The sequence below is a fragment of the Alishewanella tabrizica genome (genome assembly GCF_014652375.1).
Lineage (GTDB): Bacteria > Pseudomonadota > Gammaproteobacteria > Enterobacterales > Alteromonadaceae > Alishewanella > Alishewanella tabrizica.
In genome coordinates, this window is record NZ_BMYR01000007.1 from 195,147 (window position 1) to 208,509 (window position 13,363).

12 protein-coding genes are annotated in these 13,363 nt (G+C 43.3%); 10 read left to right on the top strand and 2 right to left on the bottom strand.

What is annotated here, in order from left to right; translation table 11 throughout:
- Positions 1-3 precede the first annotated feature (3 nt).
- The 10 genes from IE070_RS09770 to IE070_RS09815 all read left to right on the top strand — a co-directional run bounded on the left by IE070_RS09770 (position 4) and on the right by IE070_RS09815 (position 11,341).
- Complete coding sequence (locus IE070_RS09770) at positions 4-1,305, top strand: ANL family adenylate-forming protein (RefSeq protein ID WP_189482928.1); 1,302 nt, start codon at positions 4-6, stop codon at positions 1,303-1,305.
- A complete protein-coding gene (locus IE070_RS09775) occupies positions 1,298-2,014 on the top strand; it encodes an SDR family NAD(P)-dependent oxidoreductase (RefSeq protein WP_189482930.1) in 717 nt (238 codons plus the stop codon). The genes IE070_RS09770 and IE070_RS09775 overlap by 8 nt, the downstream gene beginning before the upstream one ends.
- Positions 2,015-2,163: 149 nt before the next feature.
- Positions 2,164-3,072 carry an NAD-dependent epimerase/dehydratase family protein gene (locus tag IE070_RS09780; RefSeq protein ID WP_189482932.1) on the top strand — a complete coding sequence of 303 codons (909 nt, stop codon included), beginning with the start codon at positions 2,164-2,166 and terminating at the stop codon, positions 3,070-3,072.
- Positions 3,069-4,217 (top strand): glycosyltransferase family 4 protein, encoded by a 1,149-nt coding sequence (locus IE070_RS09785; protein WP_189482934.1) that lies wholly within the window; start codon positions 3,069-3,071, stop codon positions 4,215-4,217. The genes IE070_RS09780 and IE070_RS09785 overlap by 4 nt, the downstream gene beginning before the upstream one ends.
- A gap of 10 nt (positions 4,218-4,227) precedes the next feature.
- Positions 4,228-5,193 (top strand): hypothetical protein, encoded by a 966-nt coding sequence (locus tag IE070_RS09790; RefSeq protein ID WP_229797015.1) that lies wholly within the window; start codon positions 4,228-4,230, stop codon positions 5,191-5,193.
- Positions 5,194-5,477: 284 nt separating this feature from the next.
- A complete protein-coding gene (locus tag IE070_RS09795; protein ID WP_189482936.1) occupies positions 5,478-6,200 on the top strand; it encodes a TylF/MycF/NovP-related O-methyltransferase in 723 nt (240 codons plus the stop codon).
- A gap of 30 nt (positions 6,201-6,230) precedes the next feature.
- Positions 6,231-6,911, top strand: a complete 681-nt coding sequence (locus IE070_RS09800) for an acylneuraminate cytidylyltransferase family protein (RefSeq protein WP_189482938.1) — start codon at positions 6,231-6,233, stop codon at positions 6,909-6,911.
- A complete protein-coding gene (locus IE070_RS09805; RefSeq protein WP_189482940.1) occupies positions 6,908-9,160 on the top strand; it encodes an N-acetylneuraminate synthase family protein in 2,253 nt (750 codons plus the stop codon). Before IE070_RS09800 ends, IE070_RS09805 begins: the two co-directional genes overlap by 4 nt.
- A gap of 101 nt (positions 9,161-9,261) precedes the next feature.
- Positions 9,262-9,957, top strand: coding sequence for a TylF/MycF/NovP-related O-methyltransferase (locus tag IE070_RS09810; protein ID WP_189482942.1), 696 nt, complete (start codon positions 9,262-9,264; stop codon positions 9,955-9,957).
- A gap of 85 nt (positions 9,958-10,042) precedes the next feature.
- Complete coding sequence (locus tag IE070_RS09815) at positions 10,043-11,341, top strand: hypothetical protein (RefSeq protein WP_189482944.1); 1,299 nt, start codon at positions 10,043-10,045, stop codon at positions 11,339-11,341.
- 63 nt (positions 11,342-11,404) lie between these two features.
- On the opposite strand, the gene IE070_RS09820 is transcribed toward IE070_RS09815, so the two are convergent.
- Together IE070_RS09820 and IE070_RS09825 are read right to left on the bottom strand one after the other, a co-directional pair.
- Positions 11,405-12,346 (bottom strand): class I SAM-dependent methyltransferase, encoded by a 942-nt coding sequence (locus IE070_RS09820; RefSeq protein ID WP_189482946.1) that lies wholly within the window; start codon positions 12,344-12,346, stop codon positions 11,405-11,407.
- 56 nt (positions 12,347-12,402) lie between these two features.
- The gene (locus IE070_RS09825; RefSeq protein WP_189482947.1) at positions 12,403-13,362 is read right to left on the bottom strand and encodes a GDP-L-fucose synthase family protein; all 960 of its coding nucleotides are present in this window, start codon (positions 13,360-13,362) and stop codon (positions 12,403-12,405) included.
- Position 13,363 lies beyond the last annotated feature (1 nt).

The following is a 13,363-nucleotide window of genomic DNA, read 5'->3' on the forward strand; positions in this document are numbered from 1 at the left end:
CCAATGAATCTGCTGCAGCGACTGCAACAAGCGAACTATAACAGCACTGCCATCAGCGCCGGGGCTGATATCAGCTATCCGCAGTTGGTAGCGCAAGCGGTGCAACTGAGGCAGCAATATCCGGCACTGCAACATCATGCTATCGCCCTAAGCTACACCGACCTTAGCACTTTTACCTGTGACCTGTTGGCGTTTGACGGTTGGTGCCGGGCACTTTATCTGCTGCCGGATAACAACCTTGAATTGCCAGAGCAGGTTATCCGCTGGCCTGAAAATACCTCAACCGCACCTATAACCGCAACTGCAACTGCAACGCCTATAGCAGAAACAACCCTCTGGTATCTGGCAACATCAGGCACCACCGGTACGCCAAAATGGATAGCGCATTCATTTACCAGCTTAAGCCGCGCCGCTAAAGCCTCAGTACAAAGTGCGGCATTGCACTGGGCATTATGTTATCAGCCAAGCCGTTTTGCCGGGCTGCAGGTGCTATTGCAAAGTCTGTTATCCGGCGCAGTAATAACCGACTGCAACAGCGGTGATGCGCAGCAGCGTTTTAACCTGATGCAACAATACAGTGTCAATGCAGTATCGGCCACGCCCTCTTTGTGGCGACAGTTACTGATGACAGCGCAAATAAACGCACTGCCCTTGCAACAAATAACGCTGGGCGGTGAAATTACCGACCAGCCGTTACTTGATACACTGGCAGCGTTATTCCCAACTGCCCGTCTGCTACATATCTACGCCTCTACCGAAGCCGGTGTGGGTTTTGCCGTTGCCGATAAGCGTGCTGGCTTTCCAGCCAGTTGGCTAAATCAATGTCACAGCAACCTGTTGCTTAAAATCGATGCCAAGCAACATTTATGGTTAAAGCCGCCACAGCTGCCTGATACCCGCCTAGCGTCTGCTGTTGATAGCGATGGCTATCTGGACAGCGGCGATTTAGTCACTATTGTACAAGACAGAGTTGTCTTTCTGGGCCGTGCCAGCGGTGTTATTAATGTTGGCGGTAATAAAGTTCATCCCGAGCAGGTAGAACAGGTATTGTTACAGTACCCTGCCGTGCGCCAGGCAAAGGTGTATGCCAAAACCAGTAGCGTCATAGGCCAGTTAGTTATCGCAGATATTGTTGTCGACACCGGTACTGACAGTAAAACACTGCAAGCTCAGTTGGTGCAGCACTGCCAGCAACAACTGGAGCGCTATCAACTGCCCGCCCGGTTTAATATAGTCAGCAGTTTAGCAACCAATGCGACTGGTAAGTTAAGCCGTAAGGCTGATGTAAAGGAGCCTCATGAGTAAATTAGTGATTGTCACCGGCGCCAGCCGTGGTTTAGGTTTAGCGATATGCCGCCAGTTGCTGCAGGCAGGTTACAGCGTACTGGGATTGGCCAGAACGCCAAGTGATGAGTTAACACAGCTACAACAGCAAGGCTTACTCTTTCGCGCAGCTGATTTATCTAAACTGGATAACATTCCGGCCCTTTGTAGCGAACTGACTAAACAATACGGCCGGCCTTATGCGCTGATTAACAACGCTGCTGTTGGTTATGATGGTGTACTGGCAACGATGCACAACTCTGAGATAAATAGCTTACTTAACCTGAACATTCAGGCACCTATCTTGCTTAGTAAGTACTTGCTAAGGCCAATGTTGTTAAACCAAAGCGGCCGTATCGTCAATATTTCGTCGATTATCGCCCGCACCGGTTTTAACGGCTTAAGCGTATATGCCGCAAGCAAAGCGGCACTGGAAGGTTTTAGTAAATCTTTAGCCCGTGAAGTTGGCAAAGCCGGTATCACGGTAAATTGCGTGGCACCAGGCTACATGCAAACCGAGATGACGCACAGCCTGCAGGGCGATAAATTAGAAAGCATAAAACGGCGCAGCCCGCTGGGCCGGCTGGCCACACCGGATGATACAGCAGGTGCAGTGGTGTATCTGCTAAGCGAGCAAGCAGCTGCGATAACAGGCACAACGATTACTGTTGATGCTGGTAGTACGGCTTGACCACCTTGATATATGTCGGCTTTCAAAGAGCTGTCCAGGGAAGCAGGATATTACTGGCACGACGAGCTAGGAAATAAAGAAAGAAAATAACTGAAGCTTCCGCTATTAAATTGCAGTGCTAAGTTGCAAATAGCCCGGAGAATTATAAATTGAGCAAAAAAATCTTAGTGCTAGGTGCTGGTGGTTTTATTGGTAGTCACTTGGTTGCAGCATTACGCAATACAGAGAACAAGATCCAAGTGGCAGGCAATAATCTTGTCCCTTTGGCTGGTGATACTATCGAGTGCCTGTCAGGGGAATTAAACAGTGATCTATATCAGAAATGCGCAAAGCCGGATCTGATTTTTCATCTGGCAGGTGGCGCTTCAGTTGCAAGTTCATTACACAATCCCAAGCACGATTTTGCCAAGACATTACCCAACCTGAGTGCACTGCTGGATAAGATGCAGACAGACTGGCCGCAAGCAAGGCTGATTTATCTATCAAGTGCAGCTGTTTACGGTGAAAATGCTTCCGCCAGCACCTCAATACAATGTTCACTTAATCCTATATCACCTTATGGATTACATAAGCAACTAGCAGAAGAGATGATCCTGTTTTACTATCGCCGCTTTCAGTTGTCAGCACAAATAGTACGTCCATTTTCAGTCTATGGCGAAGGGTTGCGTAGGCAACTGCTATGGGATGCCCTTAAAAAAGCGCAGCGCGGAGAATTTTGCTATTTTGGCAGTGGGAACCAGCAACGAGATTGGGTCTATATCGGTGATCTTATCGATTTTCTCCTCAGCTTGATGACTAAGAATGTCAACAAGCAGAATCAACTACTAAATGCCGGTACAGGTAAAGGAATTACAGTAAAGCAAATCCTTACCATGTTATTGAAGATTGCAAAATACCCTCGGCCTCCAGAATTTTCCTCTATTGGTAAACCTGGAGATCCTGACAACCTAGTAGCCTGTAGCCAGGAGCAAATAGCCTATCCACAACTTAAAAATACCAGTTTGCAACAAGGGTTAGAGCGTTATGTTGCTTGGTTTAAACAGCAGGAGCAATCATGAAAAAAGTCGGGATTTGCGTATTAGTCACTGAAGATTGGTTTGGTGGCATAAACTATTTCTTAAGTTTACTTTCAGCGCTCAACCAACATCCAAACCCCGATCATGAGTATTATATCTTAACCAATCGCAGCGACATATTTAGCCATAGCTATAAACCTCATATCAAAATCATCCAATGTGAGCATCTAACTGATAATTCTGAGCGGGTCAGAAGGTTACGTCGTCACTTTCAAACTAACATCGGTCTAGCCTACTATGCCCGGCTCTATCAGCTAGATCTGATAACCCATACCATGCCAGGTAAACGCCTGCTACCGCCAACTATCTACTGGATGCCCGATTTTCAGCATTGTTATCTGCCGCAGCTGTTTAGAGAAGCAGAAATTGGTAGCCGAGACCAGTCTATATCCATGGCTGTAGAACGTTCCGGTCATTTACTTTTGAGTAGCGAATCGGCAGAGAGGGATTTCAGGCATTTTTATCCGCAATATGACTCCGTTCAAACTCACGTCTTGCGCTTTGTACCCTATATCCAAGCTCAAGATCTTGCCTGTCAACAACAGATACTCGCTCAGCCACAGGTAGAAGACGACTTTTTCTATCTGCCGAATCAATTCTGGGTCCATAAAAACCATGCTGTGGTTATAGAGGCATTGCTATTGCTACCTCGGGAGATCAAGGTGATCTGTACCGGTAGTCTTAATGACTACCGTAATGCAACCCATATTGAGCAGTTATTGCAACGGGTCAAAGAGTTAAGGCTTGAGGAGCGGTTTGTCGTCCTCGGTTTGGTAGAACGCAGCAAAATGATGTCCTTAATGGCTAGAGCTTTAGCTATTATCAATCCCTCCTTGTTTGAAGGCTGGAGCACCACGGTGGAAGAAGCAAAATACACAGGTAAAAAGATCATCCTTTCCGATCTGCCAGTACACAGAGAACAAGCTCCTGCAGATGCTGTTTATTTTCCGCCTCGAGATCCATCGGCACTGGCCGCAGCAATCTTGCAAATTTGGCAGCAAAAAAATAATGAAAGACAGCGAGCGGTTAGCAGATTTGCTCAAGCCAGAATTACTTTGGCTGAAAATCGCGCATTATTTGCTGAAAAATATCAAACTATCATTTCGGCTATACTCAAAAATGTTTAAGGAATAAAAGATGCCAACTAGTCCTGAGCAACCAGATACCAATGCCTTGGTCAAAAGTGCCATGAGATCTTTACATAAAAGGCTGTCCGATATGATGGTTTTACAAGGTCGCGCACTCGCCGTTACCAACCAACAACGTTCTGATATTAAAAGCCTGCATGATGCAGAGTTTAAGGTTTTCTCCCAATTTGGCGAAGATGGCATCATTCAATATCTAATCAGAGAAACAAAAATTTCTCAGGAAGAATCAATTTTTATAGAATTTGGGGTCGAAAGTTACCTTGAATCAAACACCCGTTTCTTATTAGTAAACAATAACTGGAAAGGTCTGGTTTTTGATGGGGCTGAGCAAAATGTAGCTGCAATAAAAAAGCAAGACTTCTATTGGCGAAATGACTTGACTGCCGTACATGCCTGGATTGACCGCGACAACATCAATCAATTAATAAAGAATGCTGGTTTTTCTGGTGATATTGGTTTGTTGAGTGTAGATATTGACGGCAATGATTATTGGGTGTGGCAAGCTATTGATGTAGTTAATCCAGTGATCGTAGCTGTGGAATGGAACAGTATTTTTGGCTCTGAAGCTCCTATTTCTATTCCTTATGACCCTAAATTCTTCCGCACCACTGCCCACTTTAGCAACCTCTATTACGGCGCATCTATTGCTGCACTGGAACAACTGGGACAACAGAAAGGTTACTCGCTGATCGGTTCCAACAGCACCGGAAATAACCTTTTTTTTGTACGCAATGATCGGGTTGGCCCGCTCAAAGTGCTGACAGCCAAAGAGGCTTATGTCGAATCCAAGATCAGAGAATCACGAGATGAGCAGTACAAACTCAGTTTCATAGCAGGTAAACAGCGACTCAAACTGATTGAAGATATGCTGGTAAAAAATGTGAAAACGGGGGAAACGAATACTCTGAGTGAGTCAGTTGCCGCTTTCAATCACATTCACACGACTAATAGCTGAAACTACTTTAGTCGTGTACAAAAATAGTACACGACTCTGCGGTGTGTATATTTTCGAATAAGGTTGGACATAAAAATGCGCAAAGAACAATTGGAAATAAAATGAACATTTCCCAAAACCTTGTATACCCGAGCAACTGAAATTTTTCAGCGAAAACTAACAACATAACTCTGATATACAAAAAATAAGAAAAATCATCCAAGAACAAAGCAAAACATGTAATCGCACAGGGTAAATTTAAAGTAAATAAAACATATTTGCAACATTAAAATGGCAATAATCAAATGAATGAAACATATGAACTATTCAAACAAATAAAGCATCCTACAGATGTCAGTGACTATTGGCATGTATTCAATATGCAGAACGCGTTAAACGTAATGTATTGGGATCATTTCTTTAAGATAACCCAAGGACTCGAAGGCGACATCATTGAATTTGGCGTTGGCAGAGGCAGAAGCTTACTAACCATTCTATCGCTAGCAACCTACTATAACAATGTTAATAATACATCTAAAAAAATATTTGCTTTGGACAGTTTCGAAGGATTCCCTGAGCCCACAAAAGAAGATGAATCCCCAAGAGCACCCAAAAAAGGAGAATGGGCCAGCTCACCAAATAAACAGTTTAACTACTCCCCAGAGTCACTAAACATAATCATTAAGAATGCTGCAATTCCGGCTAATACTTTACAGAATTTGCATGTTATTAAAGGGTTCTTTTCTGATACAATTTCAAAAATATCATCCAGTAAGATTTCCATACTCCATTTAGATGGTGATTTATATCAATCTGTTAAAACCCCCTTGGTCGGACTTGCAGATAGAATTGTTCCGGGGGGAATCGTTGTAATAGATGACTACCTGCTGCAGGATGCCAATCAGTCTTCTGAGCCGTTTCCGGGAGCTCGGACAGCTGTCGAAGAGTTTCTCCGCCAGCGAAATGACTTTCAGTTGCGTGAGAGTATCAGAGGGACTCCATATTTAGTGAAAGCAGAGATCAAATAATTTTATTGCATACTGCCAGGAGCAGAGACCATGAAGTTTACAGCGTTGATTCCCGCACGAGCCGGTTCTAAAGGTGTTGTGGATAAGAATATTCGAGAGATCAATGGCTGTCCGTTGATTGTCTGGAGTATACAACAGGCTCTGGATTGCAAGCTGATCAGTAAAGTTCTGGTATCTACCGACTCTCCTATCATTGCATCGATCGCCGAAAAGGCGGGCGCAATTGTTCCTGGCCTGAGACCATCATATCTTGCCGAAGATACAACTTCGACCGAAGCTGTTATGCTACATGCTGCAGAAAACTGGTTGAATAACAATCCTGACGAAGTAATAGTATTGTTGCAGCCTACATCACCTTTGAGGTTTAAAAACAGCCTAGATAAAGCTATCGAACTGTTTATCGATCAGCAAGCTGATTCACTAGTATCAGTGTGTGAGAGCCATGCTTTTTTTTGGAGCACACCGGAAGAACCGCAAGCTTTATACGATTATATGAATCGGCAAAGGAGGCAGGATATTCCTACTGAGAAACGGCAGTATCGTGAAAATGGATCGATATACCTGACAAAGCTTTCGATACTAAACCAGCTTAAAAACAGACTCGGCGGAAAAATTGCTATGTTCTGTATGCATGAAGCAGAGTCTTGGGAAATTGATTCATTGACAGACTTTAATATTGTCGAGCAGTTGATGAAGAAGAATGGCTTATGATTATTGAAAAGAACATTACTCGACACATTGTTTTCACAGATGATGAAATAGGCCATGCACTTTACAAAATTAGTAACAACAGATCAGGTATTGTATTTGCTCTTGCTCAGAATGGTGTTCTGGAAGGTGTTCTTACAGACGGAGACGTCAGACGTTGGTTATTGCAAACAACACACTTTGATTTAACGCTCCCAGTGTCAGAAGCTATCAATACAGATTTTATCTACGCTTATGAAGACACGCCTTCAAGCCATATTGAAAATTTGCTGTCTTCAAAGATTGAATTTGTACCTTTACTGGATAAGCAAGGGCGATTAGTTGGGATAGCATCATATAAATCTCAATACATTGAGATCTCTAACTTTTCAATATCGGAGAAGAGCAAAGCTTTTATTATTGCAGAGATCGGAAACAATCATAATGGTAGTATTGAACTTGCAAAGAGACTGGTCGATGAAGCGATTGATGCCGGAGCAGACTGTGCTAAGTTTCAGCTTCGCGATATGGACTATGTGTACCGTAAAACAAATTCTTTCGCTACCGGTGAAGATTTAGGAGCCGAATACACATTGGACCTTCTTAAGAAGTTCCAACTCAGCCTTAAAGAGATGTTTGAGGTTTTTGATTACTGTAAAGAAAAAGGAATCATCCCTCTATGCACTCCGTGGGATTCAGCCAGCCTGGAGGCGCTGGAAAATTACGGTATGCCTGCATATAAAGTGGCATCCGCGGACCTGACTAACCACGATTTCCTGGAACTTTTGGCGAAGATAGGCAAGCCCTTACTGTGCTCGACCGGAATGTCGACCGAGTCTGAAATTAAAGATGCTGTGACGTTATTAAAAAAATATGGATGTCCTTTCATATTGCTACATTGCAATTCAACATATCCTGCACCTTTTAAAGATATCAATCTCAAGTATATGCATCGTCTTAGAGAATTGAGTCTCAATGGCTTTGTGGGTTATTCAGGCCATGAACGAGGCATAGCAGTTGCGATTTCGGCTGTCGCACTTGGTGCTAAGGTCATAGAGAAGCATTTCACTCTGGATCGTACTATGGAGGGAAATGACCACCGTGTCAGTCTGCTGCCAGCTGAGTTTTGTCAAATGGTACAAGGGATCCGCGAAACAGAACAGGCACTCGGGCATGCCGAGCAACGGAAAATCACTCAGGGAGAAATGATGAACCGGGAGGTTCTGGGCAAAAGTCTGGTAAGTAGAAGGGTCATTGTCGCTGGTGAAATTATCAAAGCGGCAGATGTAGAGATACGAAGCCCAGGCAAAGGACTTGCTCCTTATCAAAAACAATTCCTGATTGGAAAAAAAGCACAGCGTAACATAGATGCTGGTGATTTCTTTTATCCTTCTGATCTAAATGACCATGTAAAGAAAGCCCGCAAATATAGTTTTAAGCGTCCTTTCGGTGTGCCTGTAAGGTATCATGACATTGCCGCAATGCTGCAAAAATCAAACTTCAACTTGGTTGAGTTTCATTTCAGCTACAAAGACTTAGAAATCAAACCGGAGTCAATTTTGTTGGCTGATGGATATGATTTGGATTTCATAGTCCATAGCCCTGAACTGTTTGGCGGTGATCACATCATGGACCTTTGCTCGTCAGACAAACTCTACCGTCAAAGGTCAATAGCAGAGTTGCAAAGAGTCATAGATACGACACTTAGCCTGAAGCCATATTTCCATCGTAGCGGAACACCAATGATTGTCGTCAATGCGGGCGGCTTTACTTTGGATCATTTTATGCCGGACACTGAGCGTCAGGATAAATACGCACTAATTGCAGATGCCTTTCAACAGGTCAGAAGCCTGGGTGTGGAGATTATCCCTCAAACAATGCCGCCCTACCCTTGGCATTTTGGAGGGCAACGTTACCATAATCTCTTTCTGACGGCTGACGATACTACAGCTTTTTGCGAGGCGCACGGTGTCAGGGTTTGCCTTGATGTGTCTCACTCAAAACTGGCCTGTAACCTACATAAAGAGTCATTTAGTGAATTTGTCCAAAAAGTTGCTCCATACACCGCTCATTTGCACATTGTTGATGCCGATGGTGTGGATGGTGAAGGTTTACAAATTGGTGAGGGTGAAATTGACTTCGCAGATCTTGCCCGTCAGCTCGAACAACTGGCACCTACCGCATCCTTTATTCCGGAAATATGGCAAGGTCACAAAAATGACGGGGAAGGATTCTGGTCAGCGTTTGAGCTTCTGGAACAATATGGCTTCTAATGATTCATCCAGCAGAAATGATATACATAAACGAGTCACTTCAAATATGACTTAGTGCCGGGTAACTGTATGCCCATGATAAAGTTATGGACCACTGAAAAATGAATGCAAACTCAAATGAAGCAGAAGAGTTAGTAATACGCGGATTGAATTCCAAAAATGTTTTTGATTTCGAGAATGCTTACTATTGGTTTAGCCATCCCACCCGAGTCAGTAAGTTACTTGCTCAGTATGAAATTTATAAAAGAATAATTCGTGTTCCCGGTGACATCATAGAACTAGGCGTATTTAAAGCAGCCTCGTTAATCAGACTCGCAACTTTTCGCCACATTCTGGAAAATGACTATTCTAGAAAGATAGTTGGATTTGACGCTTTCGGAAAATTTCCGACTGAGAATTTAACAATGGAAACTGATCTTGAATTTGTTGGCGAATTTGAAGGGATCGGCGGTGAAGGATTATCGGTCAATGAGGTAGAAAAAATACTTAGGCATAAATCTTTCAATCACATCCAACTTATAAAAGGAAATATTTTCGATACGCTTCCTGCGCACTTGGAAAAATTTCCATCAACCAGGATTGCCTTGCTCCATTTAGATATGGATGTTAAGGAACCCACCAGCTTTGCTTTAGATCTCCTGTATGATCGAATTGTTCCTGGCGGTGTAATAGTGATCGATGACTATAATGCTGTAGAAGGAGCAACGTTAGCTGTTGATAACTTCATAAAACAAACAGGTTTGAAAATTCAAAAAGACCCATTCTATGTATTACCGAGCTATATAATAAAAGAGTGACTATCCTCAATAACACTTTCTATCACTATAACGTTATTGTAGAGAAAAGTAGAAGATCTCCAGATACACGCAGAAGGCACTTGGAATGGAACAACAACTCTTTGAAATAATACTGAATAAGATTCCGGCCCCTGAATATCAAAATGCAGATCAGCAATTCTTTACTGAAGCCAATTATTATGGCGCAGCACGATTAATTGCTGAGCAACTTGGTCTGACGGATATTCCGTTTAGTCTGGCAGGATGGAGACACGGCTGGGTACATTTTCCTATAAAGTATGTTCGACAACTCACTGTTTGGGGTAGTGAAGACGCACATTTTCTATTAGGCCAACAAACACATGTCGATTTCCTCGCGACACATAATATAAAAGCTACGGCCGTTGGACTCCCCTTCATCTATGCAAATGCTGTTGAACATTCATTAAGGATCCCAAATACACTGCTGGTGATGCCACCACATACGTTGCCATACATCCCTAGCACTGGTAACGAAGAAAATTATATCAAGCAAATAGATAAGATCCGTCATCAGTTCGATGCGGTTGTGTTTTGTATTCATCATTCATGTTTTGAAAATGGCATCTGGCCGGAGCTGCTCAAAAAATATGAATTCCCGATGATTATCGGTGCCAGTGCGAATCAAGTGAATGCACTCACCAGATTACAGAAAATATTTTCATGCTTTGAATATGTGACAACAAATACTGTCGGCTCTCATTTACCTTATGCTGCCTATTGCGGGGCAAAAGTGTCTATCTATGGCGAGTTTTCAGATTTTTCTCACTACAACATTGAAAAAGATCCTTATGCCAAAGCGAATCCTGAACTCATGGAATTTAACATAAAACATACAGAAGAAGCCTTTATTAGGAAGCTGGTTCCTTTTCTTTTTTGCGAGCATCCAAAGCTCGCTAATCAGCATATAGAATGGGCCCAGACTGAGCTAGGACAAAAGTATAAAAAGGAACCTGGCGAGATAGCAACTTTACTTGGTTGGTATAACCAAAATGTTCAAATGAAAAAACACAAAGAACAATTAGCCATTGAGAAGAATAGGGCAAGAGAAGTCATGCTCAATGATATTGGTTCGATGCTGAAACTCGCAACATCCTACAAAAATAATTTTGCAATTTACGGCGCAGGCGATGTCGGTATCACGCTAATCAAACTACTTGCAGCCGTTGGCTTGAAACCAATTTGCGTTTTTGATAGAAAATATCAGTCTCAAAATAATGTCGATGGTATAGAGATCAGAAATCCTGAAGATGTATCTGCAGCAGAAATCCAGCTTATTCTGGTCGCATCTTTTGCATTCCAGTATGAGATAAAAAACTATATAACATCAATTCGAAAAGATATAAAACTGTGGCTATCATCATAACCATCCCAACAATACGACTGCAACGTTTTGCAATAATTTAATGAGTATAGGTTAGCCGCAGCTTTACTTCACAAGCTCAATATATAATGAAACATGAGGCTCTGTTGTATCAAATACATGCAGGTTCAAGAAAGGTTCTTCCAGCGATACGCCTCTGTAGCACGGAATGCATGCTCGGAAAGACAAGTCCCGCGCAACTTCGTTTAGCTTTACATAATCCCAATAGCTAATGTGCCGACCAGGATCTGCAACCGAAAACTCTGCGTTTATACCCATCTCAACTGCCGACTCATAATACTTTCTGGCATCGAAATCGGACAGTTGCATCAATGTGAATAGCTGCCGGCCGTCATGATGTACTGAGTCCGTCAGCAAATGTTTGGATACCTCTAACGCCAGCTGCTGTTTTACGTCGTCTGAAAGCTGTATCTGGCTAGCGACGATCGAGAGTATCCTTTGGTCGTTATCTGTTGAAGGAACTGCCAATCTCATCAACGCGCCGGGCTTCATAACCCGATAACACTCGCGGAGGAAGTCAATTGCTCTGTCAGATTCGAGATGCTCCAGGGTGTGCGAGCAATAAATTAGTGCGACCGAATTGTCTGCCAACGGAAGTTGCAAATTCGCTGCACATAAATCTATCGATTCGTAATCACGGCCTGCCAGTCCCTGAACAGCCTGATAATACTTAGATTGACCCGGAAAATCATAATTACGCCAACGGTAATGAAAGAATGCACCGGAACCAAAATTACAAAACACATCATTATTGGCGAAACGACTGTAAAGGCGGGCATCAGCTGCAGAAGAATACAATGTCCAACTGTTGTCGTATCGATTTAACGCGGCACCTAAACCAAGCTTATACAATTTTCTATTTATAAATCGTGACAGTTTAGGCAACCAGCCAGTCGTCGATGCAGAAAGCAGATAGAACCGAGTCGCCGGAATGAATGATTCCCTCAGGCTTTTGAATAAACTGATACTTTTCTTAAATTCACTCATCGACCTGAGCTCCGCAAAGCAAAATAAAAAATATACTGTTCAGAATGGGCGATACTTTACTTGGCCAGGTTTTGCTGACAAAACCAACTCCACAGTTCGCTTAACCCCTGACTGAGTTCTATCTTTGCAGTCCAACCAAGCCCAGATAACCGGTCGACATTCAATCTCTTTAAAAGGGTCCCTTCCGGGGCGGCAGTATCAAACTGCAGCTCTCCATCAAAGCCTGTGATGTGTTTGAGCAACTCCGCCAGCTCCCGAATAGAACAATCAACACCTGTGCCAATATTGATATGCGAGCACATCGGCTCTAAACCGTCACAGTAACTGGTTGCCGGCAGGCTCATCAAATAATGGCAGGCGCTGGCTAAATCATCAACATGCATAAATTCACGCCGTGCATTACCGCTTCCCCAAATCCTGACTTCAGGCTCGTTATTGACTATAGCTCGATGGAGTTTCCCTACCAATGCGGGGATAACATGGCTGTGCTGCGGATGAAAATTGTCATAGGGGCCATACAAATTGGTCGGCATGACTGAACGGTAATCCCTACCGTATTGTCTGTTGTAGCTTTCGCATAACTTAATACCAGCAATTTTTGCGATAGCATAAGGCTCGTTAGTTGGTTCCAAAGGTCCTGTTAACAGCGCTGATTCAGCAATAGGCTGCGGTGATAATTTTGGATAAATACAGCTGGAACCTAAAAATAGCAATTTTTGCACGTCAGCCTGGTGGGCTGCCTGAATAAGATTGCATTCAATCATTAAATTTTGATAAATGAAATCTGCTGGAAACTGGTTATTGGCCCATATCCCCCCTACTTTGGCAGCCGCTAAATAAAACTCGTTAATCTGTTGACGCCGGAAAAATTGCTGCACTGCTGATTGGTCAGTTAAATCCAGTTGGTCTCTGGTTGCAGTAATCAGTTCGACTTCTGACTGTAACTCCAGTAGTCGACACAAAGCGCGACCCACCATGCCCTTATGCCCAGCAACAAAAATACGACGTCTGCTCATT